This window comes from Chlorogloeopsis sp. ULAP01, from assembly GCF_030381805.1.
In the GTDB taxonomy this organism is placed as follows: Bacteria; Cyanobacteriota; Cyanobacteriia; order Cyanobacteriales; family Nostocaceae; genus Chlorogloeopsis.
In genome coordinates this window covers 67,677-90,573 of the sequence record NZ_JAUDRH010000015.1, presented here as the reverse complement: position 1 = coordinate 90,573, position 22,897 = coordinate 67,677, and the positions used below count along the sequence as shown (strand labels likewise).

The 22,897-nt window shown below is 42.1% G+C and carries 20 protein-coding genes and 1 tRNA gene; 13 read left to right on the top strand and 8 right to left on the bottom strand.

Annotated elements, in window-relative coordinates; all coding sequences use genetic code 11:
• Nucleotides 1-10 precede the first annotated feature (10 nt).
• Together QUB80_RS26345 and QUB80_RS26340 are read right to left on the bottom strand one after the other, a co-directional pair.
• Nucleotides 11-1,696 carry an ABC1 kinase family protein gene (locus QUB80_RS26345; protein ID WP_289792441.1) on the bottom strand — a complete coding sequence of 562 codons (1,686 nt, stop codon included), beginning with the start codon at nucleotides 1,694-1,696 and terminating at the stop codon, nucleotides 11-13.
• A gap of 211 nt (nucleotides 1,697-1,907) precedes the next feature.
• A complete protein-coding gene (locus tag QUB80_RS26340) occupies nucleotides 1,908-2,234 on the bottom strand; it encodes a DUF6825 family protein (RefSeq protein ID WP_289792440.1) in 327 nt (108 codons plus the stop codon).
• Nucleotides 2,235-2,872: 638 nt separating this feature from the next.
• Between QUB80_RS26340 and QUB80_RS26335 the strand changes: the two genes are divergently transcribed.
• On the top strand, nucleotides 2,873-3,823 hold the full coding sequence (locus QUB80_RS26335; RefSeq protein ID WP_289792439.1) for a LysR family transcriptional regulator: 951 nt from the start codon (nucleotides 2,873-2,875) through the stop codon (nucleotides 3,821-3,823).
• A 133-nt stretch (nucleotides 3,824-3,956) separates the two neighbouring features.
• Here QUB80_RS26335 and abc-f read toward each other — a convergent pair whose 3' ends face one another.
• Nucleotides 3,957-5,564 carry a ribosomal protection-like ABC-F family protein gene (gene abc-f, locus QUB80_RS26330; RefSeq protein WP_289792438.1) on the bottom strand — a complete coding sequence of 536 codons (1,608 nt, stop codon included), beginning with the start codon at nucleotides 5,562-5,564 and terminating at the stop codon, nucleotides 3,957-3,959.
• Nucleotides 5,565-6,187: 623 nt separating this feature from the next.
• Nucleotides 6,188-8,905 (bottom strand): CBS domain-containing protein, encoded by a 2,718-nt coding sequence (locus tag QUB80_RS26325; protein WP_289792437.1) that lies wholly within the window; start codon nucleotides 8,903-8,905, stop codon nucleotides 6,188-6,190.
• 164 nt (nucleotides 8,906-9,069) lie between these two features.
• Here QUB80_RS26325 and psbZ point away from each other — a divergent pair, with 164 nt between their 5' ends.
• From psbZ to QUB80_RS26300, 5 genes are all read left to right on the top strand, one after another.
• Nucleotides 9,070-9,258: a photosystem II reaction center protein PsbZ gene (gene psbZ / locus QUB80_RS26320; protein WP_289792436.1), complete on the top strand. Its 189-nt coding sequence runs from the start codon at nucleotides 9,070-9,072 to the stop codon at nucleotides 9,256-9,258.
• 298 nt (nucleotides 9,259-9,556) lie between these two features.
• Nucleotides 9,557-10,135: a 6,7-dimethyl-8-ribityllumazine synthase gene (gene ribH / locus QUB80_RS26315; RefSeq protein WP_289792435.1), complete on the top strand. Its 579-nt coding sequence runs from the start codon at nucleotides 9,557-9,559 to the stop codon at nucleotides 10,133-10,135.
• A gap of 173 nt (nucleotides 10,136-10,308) precedes the next feature.
• Nucleotides 10,309-10,380, top strand: a tRNA-Gly gene (locus tag QUB80_RS26310).
• A 438-nt stretch (nucleotides 10,381-10,818) separates the two neighbouring features.
• Nucleotides 10,819-11,226, top strand: a complete 408-nt coding sequence (locus QUB80_RS26305) for a hypothetical protein (protein ID WP_016872713.1) — start codon at nucleotides 10,819-10,821, stop codon at nucleotides 11,224-11,226.
• 4 nt (nucleotides 11,227-11,230) lie between these two features.
• Complete coding sequence (locus QUB80_RS26300) at nucleotides 11,231-12,496, top strand: glutamate-5-semialdehyde dehydrogenase (protein WP_289792434.1); 1,266 nt, start codon at nucleotides 11,231-11,233, stop codon at nucleotides 12,494-12,496.
• 277 nt (nucleotides 12,497-12,773) lie between these two features.
• Here QUB80_RS26300 and QUB80_RS26295 read toward each other — a convergent pair whose 3' ends face one another.
• The gene (locus tag QUB80_RS26295) at nucleotides 12,774-13,859 is read right to left on the bottom strand and encodes a fatty acid desaturase (protein ID WP_289792433.1); all 1,086 of its coding nucleotides are present in this window, start codon (nucleotides 13,857-13,859) and stop codon (nucleotides 12,774-12,776) included.
• A 141-nt stretch (nucleotides 13,860-14,000) separates the two neighbouring features.
• Here QUB80_RS26295 and QUB80_RS26290 point away from each other — a divergent pair, with 141 nt between their 5' ends.
• On the top strand, nucleotides 14,001-14,399 hold the full coding sequence (locus QUB80_RS26290; protein ID WP_289792432.1) for a hypothetical protein: 399 nt from the start codon (nucleotides 14,001-14,003) through the stop codon (nucleotides 14,397-14,399).
• A 124-nt stretch (nucleotides 14,400-14,523) separates the two neighbouring features.
• Here QUB80_RS26290 and QUB80_RS26285 read toward each other — a convergent pair whose 3' ends face one another.
• The gene (locus tag QUB80_RS26285) at nucleotides 14,524-15,597 is read right to left on the bottom strand and encodes a fatty acid desaturase (protein ID WP_289792431.1); all 1,074 of its coding nucleotides are present in this window, start codon (nucleotides 15,595-15,597) and stop codon (nucleotides 14,524-14,526) included.
• Between the two features lie 251 nt (nucleotides 15,598-15,848).
• Complete coding sequence (locus tag QUB80_RS26280) at nucleotides 15,849-16,667, bottom strand: acyl-CoA desaturase (protein ID WP_289792430.1); 819 nt, start codon at nucleotides 16,665-16,667, stop codon at nucleotides 15,849-15,851.
• 85 nt (nucleotides 16,668-16,752) lie between these two features.
• Here QUB80_RS26280 and QUB80_RS26275 point away from each other — a divergent pair, with 85 nt between their 5' ends.
• Nucleotides 16,753-17,982: a methionine gamma-lyase family protein gene (locus QUB80_RS26275; protein ID WP_289792429.1), complete on the top strand. Its 1,230-nt coding sequence runs from the start codon at nucleotides 16,753-16,755 to the stop codon at nucleotides 17,980-17,982.
• A 519-nt stretch (nucleotides 17,983-18,501) separates the two neighbouring features.
• Nucleotides 18,502-19,380, top strand: coding sequence for a glycosyltransferase family 2 protein (locus QUB80_RS26270; protein ID WP_289792428.1), 879 nt, complete (start codon nucleotides 18,502-18,504; stop codon nucleotides 19,378-19,380).
• A gap of 7 nt (nucleotides 19,381-19,387) precedes the next feature.
• On the opposite strand, the gene QUB80_RS26265 is transcribed toward QUB80_RS26270, so the two are convergent.
• Nucleotides 19,388-20,581 (bottom strand): Coenzyme F420 hydrogenase/dehydrogenase, beta subunit C-terminal domain, encoded by a 1,194-nt coding sequence (locus QUB80_RS26265; protein WP_289792427.1) that lies wholly within the window; start codon nucleotides 20,579-20,581, stop codon nucleotides 19,388-19,390.
• 182 nt (nucleotides 20,582-20,763) lie between these two features.
• Here QUB80_RS26265 and QUB80_RS26260 point away from each other — a divergent pair, with 182 nt between their 5' ends.
• From QUB80_RS26260 to QUB80_RS35320, 4 genes are all read left to right on the top strand, one after another.
• Entirely contained in the window at nucleotides 20,764-21,081 is a 318-nt protein-coding gene (locus QUB80_RS26260) for a PspA/IM30 family protein (protein ID WP_289792426.1), read from the top strand.
• 312 nt (nucleotides 21,082-21,393) lie between these two features.
• Entirely contained in the window at nucleotides 21,394-21,609 is a 216-nt protein-coding gene (locus tag QUB80_RS26255) for a type II toxin-antitoxin system HicB family antitoxin (RefSeq protein WP_289792425.1), read from the top strand.
• Entirely contained in the window at nucleotides 21,606-21,704 is a 99-nt protein-coding gene (locus QUB80_RS35325) for a type II toxin-antitoxin system HicA family toxin (RefSeq protein ID WP_502875332.1), read from the top strand. The genes QUB80_RS26255 and QUB80_RS35325 overlap by 4 nt, the downstream gene beginning before the upstream one ends.
• Nucleotides 21,705-21,830 (top strand): type II toxin-antitoxin system HicA family toxin, encoded by a 126-nt coding sequence (locus tag QUB80_RS35320; protein WP_502875331.1) that lies wholly within the window; start codon nucleotides 21,705-21,707, stop codon nucleotides 21,828-21,830.
• Nucleotides 21,831-22,897: the final 1,067 nt, after the last annotated feature.

Here is a 22,897-nt window from a genome sequence, read left to right as displayed (position 1 = left end):
CTTGCATCAATTAATACATACGGTCATAACGGTCGAGGCGCATCACCAGTCTAATCAGCAGCCAGGATATAACCACTGCGATTAAAGCGATAAATATTGCCAGCCACAGATAATGGTTAACGAATAAAATCGTTGCTGAAACTGTAAAAGCACTGACTAATAGGGCATAGGTTGTCCCTAACTGAATATTACTCTGTCTGCGCAACAGACGCTCTGTTTCTATAGACCGGAAGCGAAGACGTACATCTCCGCGCTCTAGTTTTTCTAACGTATCTTCCAGTCTACGTGGTAGTCCCAGCGCTGTACTACTTACTTGAACAGCTTGCTTGCCTAATTCATTGAAAAAGCTGTTCGTATCAGAACCATTCATATTAGTCATAAGCTGCATTGCATACGGTTTAGCAACTTCCATAAAGTTAAATTCAGGATCTAAGCCTTTGCCCACGCCTTCTAGAGTCGAGAAGGCTCGCATCACGAAAGTGAACGTCGCTGGAAATCTAAAAGGCTGATTATAAGCTATCTCGTACAAATCGTCACTAATAGCAGCTACGGACTGATTTTCAAAAGGCTTATCCATGAAATGATCCAGCATATACTGGACAGAGCGTCGCACTGGCCCCATATCTTCTGCTGGTGCTAATGCGCCCAAATCAACTAAGGATTTGACAACGCGATCGCCATCTTTGGAAGCGATGCCAAACAAAGTTTCCATCAGCCCTTCACGGATATTAGATTTAATCCGCCCCATCATGCCGAAATCGTAGAATATTAAAGCACCTTCAGGATCAACAGCAATATTACCAGGATGGGGATCGGCGTGGAAAAAGCCATCATTTAGTAGCTGAAGCAGGTAAGCTTGAGCGCCCTGACGGGCAATTTGTTTACGATCTAAGCCCGCAGCCTCTAAAGCTTCGTATTGGCTAATTTTAATACCAGGAACATATTCGAGTGTTAGCACTCGTGAGGAGGTATAGCGCCAATAAACACGCGGCACTTTCACCCAATCGAAAGCACGAAAATTGCGACGAAAAGTATCAGCATTACGTCCTTCGTTCAGATAATCTATCTCTTCCCAAAGAATGCGGCAACACTCTTCATAGATACCAATCCAATCTCGTCCTCGTCCCCATTCAGGATGATTTTGAAAATAGCGAGCAATGCCCCTGAGAATTTTTAAATCTATTTCAAATAGCTTTTTTAGCCCAGGGCGTTGCACCTTAACAACAACTGCTTCCCCCGAATGCAGTACCGCTTTGTGTACTTGCCCCAAACTAGCTGCGGCTAAAGGAATTGGTTCAAAACTCTCAAAGAGTTCGGGAATTTTTTTGCCCAGTTCTTGTGCAACGATCGCTTCTACCTGCTCATAGCTAAAAGCAGGTACTTTGTCTTGTAGCTTGGCAAGTTCTTCGACATATTCACCGGGGAATATATCGGCACGGGTAGAAAAAAGTTGCCCTACTTTAATGAAAGTTGGCCCCAGGTCTAGTAGAGTATTACGAATCCAGACTGCTTGAGTTTTACGTCTAGCAGTTTGCTTTACTTCGGTAACTCCACCTGGGTAACTCCAAGACTTTTTGTAAAGCCAAAGCTTGAACAATAAGGTCAATACAAATGACCAAATATCTACAAAACGCCGTCTACTGGAATAGTTTTCGCGATTCCAACGGTATGCTTTATCTGTATAACCTTGTTCCATAAGTTTTGCGTACCGCTGGTTTTTAACCGAGTCAGTGGGGATAGTGGGGATAGAAGACACTCTTAACCCTAATTGGTTGTTGGTTGTTATTTGTTGTTAGCTGTTGGTTATTTACAACTCACCACTGTACGGGCGGGTTTTAGGGACAATCTCTCTAAACTTTATAAAATATTTTCTACATAAACCCGCCTTAACTATGGGTTTATTTTTATCAGCCTTTACTGCTGCGATAACGTTGTAATTCTGTTCGCAGGAGGGCGATTTCTGCTCGCAGTTCATCAATCATTGCTTGCAAATCAATAGGTTCGGAAGCTGTTTGCCCAACTACTGTAGTGTTAACACCACTGGCAGTTGCATCAGCTGCTCGATTTGCACGCTCCATGACTTCTTCTGTAAACTGGCGCATTTCTTCTCTAAGTTCAGCATCAAGTTTGCCTAGTTCACTCAAAGCATCGGTAAAGGCATTTTCTAAACGTTCAGAAAGAACTTCAGCTACTGCTCTGCCGACAAAAAATGCTTGTACAAGGGGGTTACTCATAAATTTTTGTTACGCCTATCCGCAAAAAAATTATAACTTGCCCGTCTGCTTTGCTGCTTCTGCTTTTTTGTTGGCAATAGAAATATATAGACTTGCGATTTAGTGATTTTATTGCACCCCATAGCCACATATTCATCGTGATTAAGAGATGATTTATAAAATAAATCTTAAATTCTAGGTGTAAGTGTAGGGTGCATTACAGCTAACTTCTACTCTCTACGACGCTCAAATCCTTACATAGCCGTAACACAACTGTAATAAAACGAGAACTCAGATCGACGGAAGCCACCACTCTGAAGTTCGGTGGGCAGAACATTTGACCGTTTTTTACCTCCCCTACTTAATATTTACTTTATAAATGACCTCCAAGTACCTACGAATAAATATTTAGCCATTTTTCAACACAACTAAAATTCCTGTATTCCTTCCCTGTGAAGAGCTAACTGCCGACAGTACTAACTTTGAGGGATTGATTAAAACCGGGTTTATGACTTGGAGTATTACACTGCTCGACTTAAACAACATAAATGTTGTTAAACTACTGTATATTAAGATTAAGCAACACTCATGTTGTTAAACTTCTCTACGCAGAGAGCCAGAAAGCGCTGGTAAGTTATCTATTTAGTAAACGTGTCTCCATGAAAAGTTCTTTAGGGGAAATCAGACAAAAGGATATGTTCCTGAAGTCTATTACGCTCGATCAGTTACAGGCTTTTGAAGCAGCAGCAAGGCACAGTAGCTTCACCCGTGCGGCAGAAGAGTTGTTCGTAACTCAGCCTACAGTGTCTATGCAAGTTAAGCATTTAACACAGGCTATTGGCATGCCCCTATTTGAACAAGTAGGTAAGCGTGTCTTCCTTACAGAAGCTGGAAAAGAAGTTTTAAGTACCTGTCAAGAAATTTTTCAGTGCTTAGGACGATTAGAAACAACTATAGATGACTTGAAGGGAATGAAACAGGGACGCCTGCGACTAGCGGCAGTAACTACGACTAAGTATTTCATTCCTAAACTATTAAAACCATTTTGCGAACTTTATCCTGGTGTTAGTGTTTCTCTGGAGGTTACCAATCATGAAGCATTATTGGCAAGGCTGAACGACAACCTTGACGATTTATATATTCTCAGCTGTCCACCAGAGAGAGACGATATAGAGGCAAAGCAATTTTTAGATAATCCACTAGTTGCGATCGCTCCTGCCAATCATCCCTTAGCAAAGCAGCGTAACTTACCTCTGGAGTGTTTAGCAGAGGAACCGTTGATTGTGCGAGAAGAGGGTTCGGGAACGCGCAAGGTGATACAAAAGTTTTTTGAGCGGCATGGAATCTCACCCCGAATCAACCTAGAACTCGGCAGTAATGAAGCTATTCACCAAGCTGTAATTGACGGTTTAGGTCTTTCAGTAATATCACTGCACACCTTAAAGTTTACAGAAGTGAAAAATCAACTGGCAATTTTGGATATTGAGGGATTGCCAATTCGTTGCCAATGGCAGGTAATATATCCGAAGAAAAAGCAGCTTTCGATTACTGCTAATACTTTCTTAGAATATTTACTCGCGACAAGTCAGCAATTTTCTGTTGAGAAATAAAATTAATACCATTGGGGAGAACTTAGAATATCCCCAAGGAAAAATAATAGGGGATAGGGAACAGGAAACAGGTGACAGGGAATAGGAAATAGGGAACAGGATATCTTGTCAATAATTCATACTAAGTTCTAAGTTATGAATTATTAAGTAATTCTTGATAGTATTGTTCAGATTCCTCTGGTAAATATGTTGTCATTTGCATCACTTGCTGACTCAACTTAAATGCTTTGGTAATATTGATTCGACTCAAAAAATCTAAATCATGGGAAATAACCCAAAGTGTGCCTTGATATTCATTGATCCCTTCTACTAATTGATTAACAGTTTCGATATCTAGGTTATTAGTTGGTTCATCAAGAATTAGCAAGTCAATTTCTGAGATGCTAATCATAGCTAACGCTAATCTCGCCAACTCACCTCCACTTAACACTGATGCAGATTTATTGACATCATCATATTTAAATAAGAAGTGTCCTAACTGCTGACGTAAAAGCTGGTAATTAAGGCTGGAATTAGCAGCTTGCATATTTTCCAGAATAGTTTTTTCTCGATTGATTAGTGCATAAGTTTGATCCAAGTACACAGTTTTCATGGATGGAGATAGCAAAATTTCTCCTGACTCAAAAAATACTTCTTCTGAAGAATCTAAAATTGCCTTAGCGAGACTAGATTTGCCAGAACCATTTGCCCCTGCGATCGCCACTCTATCACCAGAAGATATATGCAGATTGATGTTCTTAATTAGTAGGCGATTTGATACCCAGAGATTTGCACCTTGAATATCAATTAGATTTTTTGATTTTTGACTTTTTTCTTCAAGTTGAACGCTGGTAATTTTTTTTGTTTTGATTTTTGTTTCAGCCACTTTTTGAGTTGCCTTAGCTAATGCAACTTCATTTTTCTTTTTCAGATTTCCTGCTGATGATTCTGCTTTGGTTTTAATTAGCCCTGCTGCTGTTCTACCTATACTGCCATCTAAAAACTTACCACGACCACTTTTACGAGATTGAACTGCTCGTTCTTGTTCTTTGAGAGCAGTTTCTTTGGCTCGTTTCAGTTCTTTTCTTGCAACCTCATGAGTTCTCATGGCTGCTTCCAGTTCTATTTCTTTCTGTTCTCGATATAAAGAAAAATTACCTCCATATACTTTTATCCCTGCGGGCGTAAGTTCCCAAGTAATATCTACTACCCGATCCAGAAAAAAAGGTTTATGAGAGACAATAATAAATGCTCCATTAAAATCATTGAGAAAACATCTCAAACTTTCTAGTGCTGCAAGATCCATGTGATTTGTTGGCTCATCCAAAAGCAGCAGATTTGGCTGTTGAAATAAACCAATAGCCAAAAATAGTTTCGTTAATTCTCCTCCACTTAAATTTGCTATTGGTAGAGATAGGTCAATGTTTGTTGTGAACCTAGTGTGTAAAATCTCCTCAATCTGCCACCACTCTTCAGAGATAGAACTTAACAATTCAAGTACTGTATTAGCTTTAATTTGCTCTTTGATAGTACTAATTTGTGGCAAATAGTAAATAACTCCATTCCGCTTAATAGAACCAAAATTTGGACAAACCTGCCCCGCAATAATCCTCAGAAGAGTTGATTTACCTGTACCGTTACTACCAACTAAAGCAATGCGATCGCCTTGCTCAATGCTCAAATTAACTCCTTTAAATAAAGTTATATTTGCGTTGATTTTGTAGGCTAAATTTTCAGCTATTAGTATTGTTTTTTTCGACATTCTCAACCCTTTATCACGTTTAATAGCGCCCACCTGTTAGCTTGCAAACCTCTTAGTACCGTTTCTCCAAAAATGGCTACAAATGTTATTTGCTTGTAGCGAGCACTTATGCTATTTCACAAAAAATCTGATACAAATACAGAGCGTGTACCAGACACGATATATCGCGTCTCTACTTTCGTTGAGGGCTGAATATGCAAAAAATACCCAGCCGCATTCTTGCAAGAGCGACTTGATATAAATATGAATTGAGAGGAATTTTTTTTACTTAAAACATAGCTTTTTGACAGCGAACTAGCCGTAGTTATCGTGCTGATTTTTCTTTCACACCTACTGCGTTTGCACAACGCCTTCTTACTACTACTTCATTGTGGCTATGTTGGTTGAGAGATTTGATATTATTTACAGTCTAGCAGAAAACAATTCCGCAAATGGATAAAAATTTTGGCGATCGCTTGGAGTATTATGATTTTCGCTACCTGGAGCTAAACAGCCTCAAGTTTAGAAAATATCCCCGACTTCTAGTAAGAAGTCGGGGATCTTGTAGGACGAATTTTACTTTTAAGTTGGTTGTTTTACTTAATATTTACGATATGGTTAAAATTTTCTCTACCTCAACGCAATTACTTAGGATAATGCTGTGCCAAAAAGTTCTCTGCTTCTGTTCTATCTTTAATCTCTCCATCCAAAGTAACTGCTAGTAAATCATCCAGTATATGGCGATATTGTGGCCCAGGTTTGTAACCTAATTTCTTCAAGTCATTACCATTGAGAATTGGCTGAACGTTAGCCCAAACTGTTAAGTAATGCCATATCTGCTGTCTAATTACTCGTGAACTGTGCAGGGCAATTAAAATCAACATGGGTAAGTCGCACTGGCGTAGTAACTTCACTACCTGGCTAGGGCGCTGGCACGTAGGCAAAGATTCTCTCACCTCAGCTTGCACCTGAGCTAAATTCTGCAAGCGCTCGATACTGTCTTCTTGCATTTGCAGATTTTTTGCGACTTTGGCACGATATTCTGGAGCTAAATGAGCAACGATCGCTTCTAGACGCATTTGCCAATGAACAATCAAAGTTTGCTGGGGATCGAATCTTCGCAAACAGCGTTCTAACAACCGTAACAACCGCAGCAAATCTTCATCTAGCTTTAGGGTGGGATGAATGCACTGTAAGGCTCCCAAGTCTCCCAGTAGCTGTAACGCCCTTTTCCAATAAGGCGCTTCTAAAATGTGCTTTAATTCTGCTTTCAGTCGTGTTTGTAGTGCAGGTGCGCGATTATTTTCTCTGGCAGTGCGATCATAAACGCCACTGTTAATGGCATAGCGAACATATTCTTCAGTTTGCGGTTCAATTTTAAATCCGAAGCGTACAGCAAAACGTACACCACGATAAATGCGGGTAGGATCTTCGATAAAGCTGTTGGCGTGTAAAACGCGAATTTGCTTTGCTTGTAAATCTAATAAACCACCAAAGAAATCAAGCAATTTACCAGCATGAGGAGGTGTGAGTCGCAGTGCCAAGGCATTAATTGTAAAATCTCGCCGATATAAATCTTGACGAATCGAACTGGCTTCAACTTCCGGATTAGCAGCTGGGTAAGGATAAAATTCGGTTCTGGCAGTGGCAATATCTACCCATAGAGAATCTAATTCTGGATCTTTGTGCCACAGTAAGGCAGCAGTTTGAAAAGCACCATGAATTTCTAACCGCCCTGCCGGATAAATTTGTTGAAGTGCCTTTGCTAACTCCACCCCAGCACCAACATCCGCAGCTTTGTGGAAGCCATCGACTACTAAATCGATATCTTGAATCATCAAGGTGCCAGAAGCTTCTTTGGCTAGTAGTAAGTCGCGTACTGCTCCACCCACTAAATACAAATGCCAACCCCGTTGTTTAGCTTGTACAGACGCTTTGGTAAGTAATTCCCAAAGTTTAGGATCGAGGCGATCGCGCAACTCTGCCAAGTTAGGAACCTCAACATCTTCTCCCTCTCGCTCCTTCTCTAGCTCTCCCCCTCTTTTATTCCCCTCTCTTTCCTGATGCAGTTCCCGCAACACATCAGTGCGGGTAACAATTCCTACCAATTGCCCATTATCTAACACGGGTAAGCGCCCGATATCATAAGTCACCATCAACGATTCAATTTCTGGGAGTGTGGTATCTGGAGTAATTGTTTTGGGATTGATAGTCATGTAGCCTTTGACAGGCGCGTGACTAAAACCGTGGTGCAAGGCAATATCAAGATCTCGACGGGAAATAATACCTAATAACTTTCCTTGGGCATCCACGACAGATAAACCTGAATGCCCGTAGCGCAACAAAATTCGCTGTGCTTCCTCAATAGTTGTATCTGGGCGAATGGTACGAACTGGAGAAGACATTAAATCTCGTGCCGTTGGTGGATGGGGAACTTGAGCTTTTAAACCTTCTAAGAGTTGATTTAAAACTTCTTCGTAGTTGGCTCCCCTTAGATTTAAAGATGTGGCTTGAGAATGCCCCCCACCACCGAGTGGTTGAAATATTTGATTGAGATTGACACCAGGAATTTGCGATCGCCCAATGATAGTTAAACGCGATTCACCACCTCCTAAAGGATATTCATCAGCTAGCAACAAGGCATTGATTTCTGTTAGCTCCATCAACTCGGAAGCAAGACTTGACAAGCCTGGCACAAAAGCATTGGTTTGCAACCTTACCCAAGCTAATGTATATCCTCTAATGCACAAATACTGCAAATTATCAAGAGCCTCTGATAATAACTGCTGCAATTGGGGAGACAAGCCTGGTTCAACATACTCTGCTACTACCGATAAACTTGCTTTTTGTTGCATTAACCAAGCCAACGCCAGAGCATCCCGTGGTGTAGCGTTGTCATAAGTAAGGGAACCAGTATCAACGTGGATACCCAAAGCCATCGCTGTTGCTTCCGCAGAAGAAAGAAAAATATTTTGTTTTTGCAATTCCTCAACAATGAGAGTTGTAATTGCTCCTACTGGCGAAATATGTACTTGTGTAGCGGGGATATCACCATTTTGTTCGAGGTGATGATCATAAACTACGATTTTCTTTAGGTGGGGTAAATCTATCCATTCAGCAGCTTTACCTAGGCGATCGCGGTGTTGCGTATCCACCACAGTCAAAGAACGAATTTTTTTTGGATTTACCGAACGCCGTTCAATCAGCGCATATTCGTCTCGATGCAATGCCAAAAAATCTCGCACAGGTGGGTGAGCACCACCAGTTAGCACAATCTTACTTCCAGGCAGCAAGCGTGTCAGTCCTATCGCCGCCCCCAGGGCGTCAAAATCAGCTGTCGTGTGGCACAAAATTAAGTCCATAGTGATTTAGTCATGAGCATTAGTCATTGGTATTCAGACAGAGGACACATGACTAATGACTAAAGTGTTGCAAATTCTGCTAGCTTAACAATAAGGAAAAACTATCTGTTTTGCCCTGTAAATATTCTATCTTTAGTATTTTCGCTGTCTTGGGAGAAGGGAAAATGAGTATCATATTCCAATTTGCTTTGCTCGCTTTAGTCCTCCTGTCTTTTGTGATGGTAATTGGCGTTCCCGTTGCCTATGCCACTCCACAAAATTGGAATGACTCTAAAAAATTGCTGTGGCTCGGATCTGGAGCTTGGATTGCCTTGGTACTTGTAGTCGCAGCATTAAGCTTTTTCGTAGTTTAGACAAAAACCGCAATAACAAAGCAGGTTAATAACATAGCAGAACACGCAACTGACGCGGAGACACACCTGACACGGGGACGCGGGGACGTGGGGACACGGAGACTCCGGGAGGTAGAGACACGGGGAATGCAAATGAAAATTTCTTTCCCCCTTTAGGGCAGGCACAAGGCACTGCCCCTACTCTCTCTCCGCGTCACCGCGTCTCTCTTTCTCCACGTCTTATTATCTGTGCTGCTCCTGTTGTCTTTAAAGAAGAAATGTATATATTTGCAAGAGTATAGTTGATTTAGAGGCGGTCATGGCAGTTTTCGAGGGAACTTTTACGCAGACAGAGCCTTTGCGGTTTGCGCTGGTAATAGGTCGATTCAATGACTTAGTTACCACCAAATTGTTAGAGGGTTGTCAAGATTGCTTGAAACGCCACGGCGTCGATGTCGATCCTCATGGCTCTCAAGTCGATTACATTTGGGTACCGGGGAGTTTTGAAGTTCCGGTGGTAGCTCGCCAACTTGCACTTTCAGGTCGCTACGATGCCATAATTTGCCTAGGCGCTGTCATTAGAGGACAAACGCCTCATTTCGATTATGTTTCATCTGAGGTAGCAAAAGGTATTGCTGCTGCTTCCTTTCAAACTGGCGTACCCGTGATTTTTGGCATTTTAACCACCGATAGTATGCAGCAAGCTCTAGAACGAGCCGGCATTAAAAGCAATCACGGTTGGGATTATGCCATGAATGCTCTGGAAATGGGCAGCTTGATGCGGAAATTACGCTCTAACCTTAATCAGCCCTATCCGAGTGATTCGCAATCGTTACCACCTTCACTCAAAAGTGCCAGCGTAGGCGATTTCTCAACAGCTGGAGAAGAACTAGCTTAAGGAGCTAGGGCATAGGGCATAGGGCATAGGGCATAGGGCATAGGGCATAGGGCATAAGAAAAATACAATACCCAATACCCTATCACCTGTCCCCTATCACCTGTCCCCTCAAAATTTATTACCACCCCTTGACAACCAGCGATTATTCTGACATATTTATATATGTGGCGTTTGCGGGTATAGCTCAGTGGTAGAGCGTCACCTTGCCAAGGTGAATGTCGCGCGTTCGAATCGCGTTACCCGCTTTAAAGATTAGAAGTATAATATACCTGTATTAACCCATGTAAAAACTTAGATGTTGAACTTAAAACATCTGAGTGTGATATTCGTAGTTTTGATCTGTCTCCATTTTTTAATTCTCAGGCTAACAGTAAAAATTAAAAAGTCTTTTGTGAAGAAAAAGGCTATCTTGCAAAGTGTTAAGGAAATAGAAGTCTTCTTAGATGTAACTTAGATGCAACAAAAAGGATTGATGTAGGATTGGCTACATAACTAGATTCTCAGGTGCAGATTCTATTCGATGCTGAATTGAGCCAAAATATATCTGTGGTGAACAGACACACAAACTGACTGAAATTGCTATAAAAAGAGTGCATAGGTAAAGTAACTAGCCCCAAAAACCTTAACAAGGGGATAGTGTTTTCCCTGCTTTTTATAAACACGCTCAAGTTATAAGACCGCTTGTGCAATCACAAAAACCAGAAAAACTTGATTTCAATAGCGAGTACCCCTGTCCCTGTCGTCGTCGGGGACGGTTAGTTCCGATTACCCTGACAGAAGCATTTGGATGCGATCGCTGTCAGCAAATATTTGTAGTAGAAGATAATGGTTATGTGCTGGAGCAGCTTTCCACTACCTATCCATACAAACGCGCTTGGCGCTGGAATGGTTCTAGCTGGCAAGTTGTTCATCCTCGTTTAGGAGAAAGCTATCTACCAGTAGCGCTTGGTATTATTTTCGTGTTAGTGATTATATGGTTGCCACTAGCACTGCGATTGGCAAGTGGATCGAGCATCATAGCTTGGGCAATGGTAGCGGTGCTGCTGGCGATTCTACCCGCACTAATGGTCTGGCTTACCTACAGACGTTAATTCAATGATAGTGGATGTTTTAGATGATAACCTCGAACCTATTGCCAGCGCTAGACGTGCATATGGCGCTTCCTTCAAGCTGGGAATTACCAAAGGAGCAGATCGCAGTCGTGCTGTATTGGCAATGGCAGAGGCATTAAGGCAGTCTTTTGACGATATTCTGGAAGCCAATACCTTGGATTTAGAAGCCAGCAGGGAAATGGCTGTACCGGATTTAATTTTGGATTGGCTGAAGCTAACGCCAAAACGACTAGAAGCGGCTGTAGAAACTTTGCAAAGGTTAGGGGAGTTATCAGATCCGCTGCGACGGGTACGGAGTGCTGATTACCAACTCGAAGACTCTCAAACTTATACACAGTTAATGCCTTTGGGAGTGATTGCTTTTATTTATGAAGCCTTCCCAGAATTAGCTGCGATCGCAGCTGGTTTGTGTATCAAAACTGGCAACTCTTTGATTCTCAAAGGCAGCACCGAAGCTAGTCACTCTAACGAGGCGATCGCCAATGCCCTACAAAATGCCATTATCGATGCAGGGTTGCCCTCTGGCTGCATCGAACTTATCAAAGCAGAACATGGCGCTTCCATCCGCGATTTGGTTAGCCAAGATCAGTACCTGAATTTAGTTATTCCCTACGGGCGTTCAAGCTTAATCCAGCAGGTAGTGCGGCAGTCCACAGCACCAGTTTTAAAGTCAGCAATGGGTAATTGTTACCTATATTGGTCGTTAAGTGGCAGTTTAGAAATGGTGCGCTGGATGATCGTTGATAGCCATTGTAGTGAGCCAGATCCTGTTAACGCCATTGAAAAAGTACTAATTCATCGCCAAGCGATGCCATCATCCCTAATTACCTTGTGGAATAGCTTACAGGAAAAAGGCTTTGAAATCAAAGCAGATGCGGAATTAGTAGAAGCTTTTCCGCAGCTGCACTTAGCTAAGGATGGAGAATGGGGAAGCGCTTATTTAAACAATACAGTAGCTTTCAAACTTGTAGATAGCTTAGAAGCAGCGATCGCCTGGATTAATCATTATAGTAGCGGTCATGCCGACTGTATTGTCACAGAATCTTACCAAGAAAGCCGACAATTTGCCCTGGGAGTTAACAGCGCTTCCAGCTACATTAATGCTTCCCCGCGCTTTAATCGCAATCCAGCGCGAGGAGATGGGGTATTTCTAGGTATGTCTAATCAAAGAGGTCATCGACGCGGTTTAATTAGCTTAGAAAGTTTAACTACTGTCAAGCACATTGTGCAAGGCAATGGCAGGTTTTAATCATCAATAGAATGCGGCTCTGATTCCCCTACCAAATATTCTGATTGGTGGGTACTGGGTACTGGGTACTGGGTACTGGTGATTAGGGATTGGGAAGAAGAGGACACACCGGACGCGGGGACACGGTGAAAGAGGATAGGGGGGACAAGGGGAAGATTGTGACTCACGTCTTATCCCCAAGTCTTGTTGTCTCCCATGCTCCTTGTCCTGTTTCTAGTCCCCAATACCTTTTGCAGCCCCTTCCTAATTTTTCCGCTTTGAACCCAATCCCCAGTCCCTAATCACCAATCCCTAATCCCTTTCTGGGGCTGGTGTAGTAAACTTTTCTGCCAGTATCCGGTACAAAATGGCAACTTCTACAAGAACGCCATAAAGCACTTAAAATTGGTTCTTCAGATTTACGGAAGTAATCACCTAAAACAGGTTTAATTGCCTCAGTTGCCTGCTTCAAATTGTAGTGAGGGATATTCAGGAAAATATGGTGAGCAACATGAGTACCAATATCGTGATGGATGTGATTGATAAAACCATAATCCCTGTCAACAGTTGACAAAGCACCTTTGAGAAAATACCAATCGTTTCCGCGATACCAAGGGATATCAGGTTCAGTATGGTGCAAAAATGTGACTAAATCAAGCCAAATAATAAATACGATATATGGCCCAACGTAGTATTTCAGCAACCACATCCAACCCCATTCATAGGTGAGAAACCCTAACAAAGCGAGCATCAAAGTCCAAAGTGTAGTGCTGGTAATAACATCCCATTTTTCTGAAGGTTTAAAAAGTGGGCTGCTAGGTAAAAAGTGTGAACCTGACTTGTTAGGAGAGCGCTTGAACAAATACACCGGGTAAGCTAACAAAAACAAATAATAACGCCCAATTTTTTGCACCAAGGGCATTGCCTTATACTGTGATTCCGTCACGGGATACCAGCTTTCATCATCATCGATGTTACCAGTATTTTTATGATGGGTTCTATGGCTAATTCGCCAGCCATGATAAGGAACAAGTATTGGCGTGTGAGATAAATGTCCAATTAAATCATTGAGCCATTTGTGTTTAGAAAATGATTGATGTCCGCAGTCATGCCCCACTACGAACAAAGCCCAAAACATCGTTCCTTGCATTACCCAAAAAATCGGCATGAAAAACCAAGAATCCCAAGTGAGAGCGATCGCATACAGAAGGCTAATGCACAAAATGTCACGAAAGAAATAATATAAAGATTTTCCCGTGTGAGGACGAAAACATTCTGCTGGAATTGCAGTTTTCAAATCACCAAGAGAAAACGGTAACGTGGTTGCTTCATAGGATGATTCGCAGCTAGAAGGATTGCTTAACTGAGTAACTTTGGATTGCACTGTCTTTTGTTGTTGGATATAAATCGGACATTTTGTTTGTCGTCCCAATTTGAAAAAGGATTGTGACAGATAGAAATCTGAAACGCTTATCTAATAAATGTTTCATCATCCAAAATCCGTCATGAAAAGCTTTGAGCCTCCATGTGGAGGAGCAACGCTTTCGGAGGAAACCTCCCTCCGGGTACTCTAACGAGAACCCGCTTCGCGTGTACGCAGTCGCCACAAGTCGGGGTTTCAGAAGCCACTACTCTGCGAGAAGCCGGACTACGTCCGTCTCGTGTCTACGCCAGTCGCCTGTGGAGGAGGACAGTCCGTTGCCAAGAGAAGCGCCGTGCGGGGGTTTCCCCCCAACCCCACTCCGTGGGGGCCCCAAAGCCCCCCGTTGGGGCGACTTCGGAGGCTCCGCTCCGTTGTAGGAACTGTCCGTTGGAAACCCTACCAAGAGCACTGGCTCACCACGGCGCTGCTCACCGCACCCTTACGGGAAGCCACTCCGCGTCTACAAACTTTTCGCAAAATCCAAAATCCAAAATGGTATAAGGTATTGTCGTCTTAAATCTGCAATACCCAAGAGAATATACTGGCAATTCTCCACGCATTTGAATAGTGAATTGCCAGCATCGGTTTAGATGGACACAACTATCAACGCTTGCTTGGCTTTAGATCAAACCGAACGAGAAGCCGTTGATTGCGCTGCATGATAATCCTTAAAGGATTGATACCCAACATTAGTTGTGTATAGATGACACTTGTCTGTAATCTTTGTGATTAAAGACCAAGAAAATCGACATTCAGGATATAGATAATTCCCCCAATTTTCTTTCAGGCTGCGATGAGCTAGCCGCAAATTATAAGAAGGAATGGCTGTAGAAATATGATGAGGAACGTGGACATTGATATCATGGCAAAGAAATTCTACCCAGCGCGGGTAATCGCAGTGAACTGTGCCAGACAATTGTGCTAAAGCAGGATTCCACTTTGTTGATTCCACAAAAGGAATCTCTGGAGCAGTATGGTGAACCAAAGTAAAAGTACTCATCCAGAAATGGAAAACCAGCCAAGGAATAAACCAAAATTTAATAAATCCCCAGATTCCAATAGTGGCAAACATTAAGGGGAAAGCTATGACTGCAAACAGCAAAACTACAGCTACAGACAGCTTAACGCTGGATTGGTCTTTACTACGGAATTTAGTCCAATCAAAGTGCAAAGCTACCCAATGTAAAATTGAGGCTATCCACCATAAGCGCTTACCCATGAGCAGCTGAAAACCCCACTTTGAGAGTTTCCCCCAACTTTCATATTCTTTTGGTCTGATTGGATGCCAAGCGTTGTCTTCTTCCAATTCATTGGTGTGAGCATGGTGATAATTATGCTGAATTCGCCAACTATGGAAAGGATAAATTAAGGGCATCATTATTAAATGCCCCACCAAATCGTTTACCCAACGGCGTTTAGCAAACGAACGATGACCGCAATCATGGCCGATGACAAAAAAACCTGTCAAGGCAGTGCCAGTAAAAATCCAGGCTATGGGCAAGAGAAACCAAGGAGCAATAGCGAGACTCCAATAGCCTAAGCCAACCATTAACACATTAGTCAGAACTCCTATCCAAGCTTTGCGACGATCCTTGACAAAGCATTCTTTAGGTAGGCTTTTGATAATATCTTTGAGCTGGAAGTTGGAAGTTCCAAGGTCGTTAGCTGGCTTTAGGGTGTTTATTGTTGTTGTTGTCATGAATAACTCAAAACAAAAAACCTCACACTCAAGTCACTCAAAAAAGTGGCTTGTCGCAAAGTTCCGTAACATTAGCGCTTTGGATTATATCAACCTAATGCCTCTCAATGCACGTACATACTGCCCTGTTTCTAAAATTTTAAGATTAAAAACCCCCGCTTATTCTGGGGCTATTACCCAGAAGCGAGGGTAGCTAAAAATCGCACACAGCGCTACTTCATCACTTAATGATTGACGACTAAGTCATTTAACTACTTTTTCTCTGCCAGCTTGACATTCGTAGCCAGGCCAAGTACTTGTAGCAATTGAATAGTCATCCAGGTGAGGTCAATTTCCCACCATTCCAAACCGTGGCGAGCCGAGTATTGATAGGCATGGTGATTATTGTGCCAACCCTCACCAAACACGAGTAGGGCTACCCACCAGCAGTTAGTTGAGTTATCACCAGATTCGTGACTGCGATAGCCAAATTTATGGGTGGCACTGTTCACCAACCAAGTGCAGTGCCAAACGAAAACAATGCGGGCAAAAATTCCCCAAACAACAAACGACCAACCACCCAAAAGCAACAGTACTACACCCAGAGCAATCTGGATGAAAATCATATTGTTGTCTAAAAACTGATAAACTGGGTCGTCGGCAATGTCTTTAGTAAAGCGAGGAATTTCTGCTTCATCTTCGTCTCTTTTGTAAATCAACCAACCCATGTGGCTCCACCAAAAGCCCTTATTGGAATCGTGGGGATCTTTTTCTTGATCTGAGTACAGATGGTGTATACGGTGTGTACCAATCCACTCGATTGGCCCACCCTGACAAGCAAGTGTGCCACAAAATACGAGAAAATATTCCAACCACTTAGGAGCTTGAAAACTGCGGTGGGTGACAAGGCGATGAAATCCCAGGGTAATACCTAAGCCGCCGGTAATCCAGTAAAGAAGTAGCGCCACACCTACTGCTTTCCAGTTCCAATTACTAGGCAGTAGGACAAGCAAAGCTCCGAGATGCACACCAACGAAGAATAGGGTGTTAACCCAGTGAATTTGAGGTTTGGTTGAGGTAGCAATTGTCATGCAGTAACCTGAATAAAATTTGTTCAGCCTGAGAAAGCGTGATTTTTAAATCCGCATAATTATTATTTTTGCGAATGGGGGACTAATGAACAGCTTGGAACAGCTGCGGCAAGCAGAACAGGCACTGTTACAGATTTTTTCTGGAATTGACACTCAGGTCAAGCAAAATCTTCAACGAGTGTTACATTCTTTTCGCCATCACAGAGTTGGCGCACACCATTTTGCAGGTGTCACAGGATATGGACACGATGATTTGGGGCGAGAAACCTTAGATAAAGTCTTTGCCGAAGTCATGGGAGCTGAAGCTGCAGTAGTACGAGTGCAATTCGTTTCGGGAACTCACGCGATCGCAGCTGCCTTATTCGGTGTCCTTCGTCCTGGTGACGAAATGCTAGCGGTGGCAGGCGCACCCTACGACACATTAGAAGAAGTCATTGGTTTAAGAGGTCATAGTCAAGGCTCCCTGATCGAGTTTGGCATTAGCTACCGCCAATTGGATCTTACTCCAGAAGGAACAGTAGATTGGCAAGCTTTAAGCCATGCGATAGGCGATCGCACCCGTTTAGTATTAATTCAGCGCTCTTGTGGCTATTCTTGGCGTTCTAGTTTATCAATTGCTGAAATTGAAAAAATTGTTCACACAGTCAAACAGCAAAACCCCAACACCATTTGCTTTGTTGACAACTGCTACGGTGAATTCATCGATACTCGTGAACCCACCCACGTCGGTGCTGATTTGATGGCGGGTTCTTTGATCAAAAATCCAGGTGGAACCATTGCCACGGCTGGAGGTTACGTTGCCGGTCATGCTGACTTGGTAGAAGCTGCTGCTTGTCGTCTCACCGCTCCTGGTATAGGTAGTTATGGTGGTGCTACTTTTGACCAAAATCGCTTGCTTTTCCAAGGTTTATTTTTAGCGCCCCAGATGGTAGGGGAAGCGATGAAAGGCACTCATTTAACTGGTTACATTTTTGACAAACTTGGTTATCCAGTTAATCCCGCACCCCTCGCTCCTCGCCGCGATGTCATCCAGGCAATTAAACTCGGTTCCAAAGAAAAGCTCATTGCTTTTTGTCGGGCAATACAACAGCATTCTCCGATTGGTTCCTACCTAGATCCTGAACCGGCAGAAATGCCAGGGTATGAGAGCAAAGTAGTCATGGCTGGTGGGACATTTATTGAGGGTAGTACCCTAGAATTTTCAGCCGATGGCCCTTTGCGGGAACCGTATATTGTTTACTGCCAAGGCGGAACCCATTGGACTCATATAGCGATCGCCCTGGAAGCAGCAATAGAAGCGGTGGGGGTGGCTTAATATTTCGACATAATAAGGTGTGTTTTCAAACTAGTCGGCACCCTACAAGGGTGCAGCTAAACGGACAAAGCCTGCGGAGGCAGGCTAGTCGAACTCACGCTTATATAGAGTTGGTATCAGTTAAATAAAAAAGAATCTATCAGGCGTTTGCTTGCTGTACATCCGTTGCATATTTGTTGCATATCTATTCACAATATTTTTTTGACTACATTACTATTTCATCAAGTTCTGAATTGATTTTCACTTTTATCAATTAACTATCTAAACAAGACGATTACTGCCTCACCTTGTTGCAAATTCTGCAATCATATTTTCTATCACTAAATAAATTTACTAGTGGCTAGAAGTATGTGGATTTTTTGCAGCTAAATCTGATGAGATAATTTAAAAATTTGCCGACAATTTACTAATTTTAGTAGTAAACAATAACAGTTTGCTACCAAGTTTCCTCATCATAAAATTTTTATTTGTTCGTAATTTGCGTGATTAAGTAGTTTTTCTCTAAGGAAGTCAACTGGTATGAATTTGAGCGTAATTATAGCCTGTTATAACGCAGGCGATACAATTGTCATGCAATTAGAAGCACTGGCTCAACAAAAATGGTCTGAACCCTGGGAAATTATTTTTGCAGATAATGGTTCTACTGATGAAACAATTGCAAGTATAGAAAAATTTCAGAATAAGATACCTAATCTGAGATTGGTTGATGCTTCCAAAAAAAGAGGAGCAGCACACGCGCGTAATGTGGGTGTAAGTATTGCTAAAGGAAAGGCATTAGCATTTTGTGATGCAGACGATATCATTGCTCCTAGTTGGGTAGCAGCGATGGGAGAAGCACTCAAAAAGTATGACTTTGTTGCTGGGCAAAAGGATTATAAAAAACTCAACGAACCTTGGGTATTTGAATGCTTTGGCATCCAAGAAACTGGACTACACGAAGCCGCAGGTTATTTACCATTTGCGGGTGCCAATAATCTTGGAGTCAAGCGTTCTATTCATGAAGCGATCGGTGGTTTTGATGAATCAATTCTAGGCATTGAAGATGTTGATTATTGTTGGAGAATACAGCAATCAGGAACAAAACTACACTATATTCCAGAAGCTTTGATATATTTCCGATTTCGTCACACTTTAAAAGGAATGTATCTGCGCAGCTGGAACATGGGTTGTCAAGAACCATTGTTGTATAGAAAGCATTTACCAAAAGGTATGCCTAGACTAATCACATGGAAAACTTTTGTCAAAGCAGCAGTAGTACTTCCGTTACACCTTCTACTCAAAGTACGTGACAAAAAAAGTTTGGGTAGGTGGCTAATGGATTTTGCTTGGCGTACAGGACAATTTAAGGGTTGCATTCAGTATGGATACAACCCCTTTACACAACTCAATTTTGGATAATTTTGTATCACTCAGGCAATTTGTACTGCCCAACTATCCGCTTGGCAAACTCTGGCACATGCTCTTCTAACTTCTGTGGATGATTCCGCTTCACATACAAGTAATTGCGGGTGAAGTGAGAATCAATCGAGAAACGAGCATATTCTAAACCTTTGGGGCCGATTTTTTCAATTACCACCCCCATGAGTTTTGCTGCCCACATCGGCAGAGTTACACCTTTGTCGTAAGCTGGTATACTTTGTTGCACCGCAGCTTTGCGATCGCCTTTGGACATCACTGGCTGAGTTTCGATCTGATCTTTTACCAATTCCAGCATTTCTTTTCCGCGTTCGTTTCTAACCAAAATCCACTGCCAGCCAAAAGGCGCACCCATATAACCCACAACCAAATCAGCCAAAGAATTTACGTAATCAAAGCAACTCATGCACGAAGGGGCAAACACATCCTTAAGCTGGTTTGTCTTCAAGCCAAAGAAAGGCACAGTCTCTGTTGATCCATCCTCGTGCTTAAAGTGAACCCGAAAATCTTGCATAAACTCGTAATACACAACTGTATTGGGAGATTTGCTTGTGGTTTCTAGGAATTTTTTTAGCCCAGCCCGATTCACATTGTCTACACAAGGCGTACCCAAAACGTAGAGCTTTTCTAAACCCAGTTTTTTTTCCACGGCACGCAACGCCTGAATTTGGCAGCCAACACCAATCACCAACAGCCGCTTCATCCCTGATTTTTCCACCTGTTCCAATACGGAAAGATTCGGGGAAAGCGTTGGTTTATTTACCCGTGCTGCCAGTATTTCTTCTGGAGTACGAGCAATAATCGGCATCGGTTGAAAGCGATCTTCCTTAGTATTTTGGACACAGACAACACCTTCTACCATGCCGCGATTTAGCATTTCAATCGCGATCGTGCTAACAATACCCGTCCACTGAGCACCAGGAATTGGTTCAGTTTTCCGTGCCGCCATCATCTCTTGATGAACACCAAAATAGAGTTCATCAGGGTTATCCAAATTGCGGGAGCGAGTATGGGTTTGTTCTTCAAGATCATCTATCTGTTGATTAATAAAAGCGCAAGCTTCCTTGACATAGTGAATATAGTATGTATCGCATAGACCGCATTCACTACATAGTTCCTTGGCAGGACGACGGCTATTAGGTTTGAGGGCTTTGGCTTTTTTGTGAGGAAGCGTAGAAGTCATATTAAGAGCATTTTGTTAACTAAAAAAATAAGATAGCTTAAGGCCGGGCTTTATACAAAATTTAAGTATCGTCAAGGAATATTTCATTGCTTTTTACGAGGCGATACAAGTTTACGTTTCATAGACTGATAGTAGTAATTCTCACTATTAAATTTCTAACTAGCACAAGAAAATATAAAGCGATGGAAAAACAGTTGTACCGTATAAGCCTAATAATTCAAGCTATTCAAAATTATGTTCCAAATGAAATTGACATTAATCTAGAAAAATTACTAGACCTTGCTATTGAGGATATGCAGGAAGAGTTACTCCAGTTGCGTCAATCTCTCATTCCTGTAATGGTGCGTCAAAAAAGAACCCAGCAACAGTACGAACAAGTACAAGCCGAGGTAAATAAGTGGCAGAAACGTGCCAGATTAGCAGTGCAAAAGAACTACGATCATCTGGCAAGGCAAGCGCTAGAACAAAAAATTTTTTTGCCGAAAATGCCAAGACTTTAAAGCTTGATCTGGATGAGCAAACCTCCTTGGTAGATAGCCTTAAGGTTAATTTAATAGCCTTTGACAACAAAATTTCTGAGGCTAAAGCCTTAAAGAGTCAAATCAAATCTGCTAGGGTCTAAGAATAAGCTTCCCAGCATAGTGAGTGAAACTAATATTAATAGTGCAATGACCGTTTTCGAGCAGATAGAAGAAAAAGTACTGATGCAAGCAAATTATGCTTGATGCGCATTAGAGTTACTTGGTACAAACTTAGACAGCTAAACTCAGCTACTCTCAAGTTACATATTTTTACAAAATAGCAATCTCAAAATGAGCAAAGAATTCAACGTCATCATAGAACGTGATTCTGAGGGCTACTTTGTTGCTTCTGTGCCTAGTCTTCCTGGATGCCATACTCAAGCAAAGTCCTTAGATGAACTTATGGAACGCATCAGAGAAGCTATCGAGCTATGTTTAGAAGTAGAGGAAGACCAAACCGAAAAACTCGAATTTGTTGGCGTACAGAGAGTTTCGGTTGAGGTATGAGCAAATTACCGAGTTTAACTGGGCGAGAATTAATTGCTGCCCTTAAAAAAGCAGGCTTTGAAGTACTCAGAGTGCTTGGTAGTCATCATTTTTGAATGCACAGTGATGGTCGTCGAACTGTTATACCAGTACATTCAGGTGAAACAATTGGTTCAGGTCTATTAACACAGATACTCCGTGATTGTCAAATCAGCCGTGAAGATTTCAGAGGACTATTGTAAGACTTTGGTTTAGGCAAGGTAGAAACCACTTAAGCCTCTCTTTGTGTTCTATCCTGCAGGAAGCCGTACCTACCCTACCCTGCGGGAACCCTCTACGAGGGAACGGGAACAGCAAAGACTGCGGGAAGGGCTACTCTGCAAGAAGCCGCTTTGCGTCTACGCCCAACGCTGAACGGAAGTCGCTAGCTAACGCAACGCCTGACGGCGAACGCGCCTACCGCGTCTATGTGGTTCGTTTTTCAAAATCTTTTCAGCAAAGCCAGATAATAGTACTAATGCACTCTCCAATCACATCAACCAACTAGGCAAATTTCCCTTTCCCAAACACGATCGCTCTTAATAATTTGTATATTGTGCGATCGCCTTGAATATACACTATTCCGATAGAAAGATCCTATTATTAGCCTGCCTTTGCAGGCTTGGTTTGTTTAGCCGTATACGCCCTGACAGGCGTCTACAAGTCGGGAAACCCGCCCACGGCGCTGCCTCCTCCGTGGGGGCCAAAGCCCCCGTTGTAGCAACTGCCGTCCAGGCTTTCAGCCTGAGAGTGTTAATGTGCCGCTTTACAAAGCGTCTCAATCCCGATCTTGCATAGTTACTATTCTTTGACGTCATTTAATAATTATTTTAATGTTTTAAAAATTACTTGATTATTTTATGATTTTGGATAGCATCACTTGGAAACGTTGCCCATAGATACTTTCATTAAGTAACTAAGCAAAATCGAGCAGTATAAAATACTTTTTATCAAAAGGAACAAAAGATAATTTTTTAAGTCTATGTTGCGTAATGTGAAAATTCGTTATAATTTTTTATTATGAGGTTCAGTTCATTTCATCTACAGCCTCAGCTATCCATCTAAAATTCAAGTAAAATTACTTAAACGAGTCTTGTATTGACACAAAAACTTCAATCGTAACGAGATATGTTTTTGTATTGTCAAGTAAACTCATGGACTCTTAAGCATAGCAACTCATGATTGCTAGATAGATTTGCTCTGACTAAAATCAGCAATTATCTAACTGAATATGGTGGAGAAATACTAAATTTCATTCACTGTATAAAGA

What these genes read in the sequence shown, in the direction of transcription:
- QUB80_RS26280 (WP_289792430.1), bottom strand. Translation starts at nt 16,667, where the DNA reads ATGACAATTGCTACCTCAACCAAACCTCAAATTCACTGGGTTAACACC.
- QUB80_RS35320 (WP_502875331.1), top strand. Translation starts at nt 21,705, where the DNA reads ATGCACAGTGATGGTCGTCGAACTGTTATACCAGTACATTCAGGTGAA.
- abc-f (WP_289792438.1), bottom strand. Translation starts at nt 5,564, where the DNA reads ATGTCGAAAAAAACAATACTAATAGCTGAAAATTTAGCCTACAAAATC.
- psbZ (WP_289792436.1), top strand. Translation starts at nt 9,070, where the DNA reads ATGAGTATCATATTCCAATTTGCTTTGCTCGCTTTAGTCCTCCTGTCT.
- QUB80_RS26285 (WP_289792431.1), bottom strand. Translation starts at nt 15,597, where the DNA reads ATGACAACAACAACAATAAACACCCTAAAGCCAGCTAACGACCTTGGA.
- QUB80_RS26265 (WP_289792427.1), bottom strand. Translation starts at nt 20,581, where the DNA reads ATGACTTCTACGCTTCCTCACAAAAAAGCCAAAGCCCTCAAACCTAAT.
- QUB80_RS26325 (WP_289792437.1), bottom strand. Translation starts at nt 8,905, where the DNA reads ATGGACTTAATTTTGTGCCACACGACAGCTGATTTTGACGCCCTGGGG.
- QUB80_RS26300 (WP_289792434.1), top strand. Translation starts at nt 11,231, where the DNA reads ATGATAGTGGATGTTTTAGATGATAACCTCGAACCTATTGCCAGCGCT.
- QUB80_RS26290 (WP_289792432.1), top strand. Translation starts at nt 14,001, where the DNA reads ATGTGGAGGAGCAACGCTTTCGGAGGAAACCTCCCTCCGGGTACTCTA.
- QUB80_RS35325 (WP_502875332.1), top strand. Translation starts at nt 21,606, where the DNA reads ATGAGCAAATTACCGAGTTTAACTGGGCGAGAATTAATTGCTGCCCTT.
- QUB80_RS26335 (WP_289792439.1), top strand. Translation starts at nt 2,873, where the DNA reads ATGAAAAGTTCTTTAGGGGAAATCAGACAAAAGGATATGTTCCTGAAG.
- QUB80_RS26255 (WP_289792425.1), top strand. Translation starts at nt 21,394, where the DNA reads ATGAGCAAAGAATTCAACGTCATCATAGAACGTGATTCTGAGGGCTAC.
- QUB80_RS26345 (WP_289792441.1), bottom strand. Translation starts at nt 1,696, where the DNA reads ATGGAACAAGGTTATACAGATAAAGCATACCGTTGGAATCGCGAAAAC.
- QUB80_RS26270 (WP_289792428.1), top strand. Translation starts at nt 18,502, where the DNA reads ATGAATTTGAGCGTAATTATAGCCTGTTATAACGCAGGCGATACAATT.
- QUB80_RS26260 (WP_289792426.1), top strand. Translation starts at nt 20,764, where the DNA reads ATGGAAAAACAGTTGTACCGTATAAGCCTAATAATTCAAGCTATTCAA.
- QUB80_RS26340 (WP_289792440.1), bottom strand. Translation starts at nt 2,234, where the DNA reads ATGAGTAACCCCCTTGTACAAGCATTTTTTGTCGGCAGAGCAGTAGCT.
- ribH (WP_289792435.1), top strand. Translation starts at nt 9,557, where the DNA reads ATGGCAGTTTTCGAGGGAACTTTTACGCAGACAGAGCCTTTGCGGTTT.
- QUB80_RS26275 (WP_289792429.1), top strand. Translation starts at nt 16,753, where the DNA reads ATGAACAGCTTGGAACAGCTGCGGCAAGCAGAACAGGCACTGTTACAG.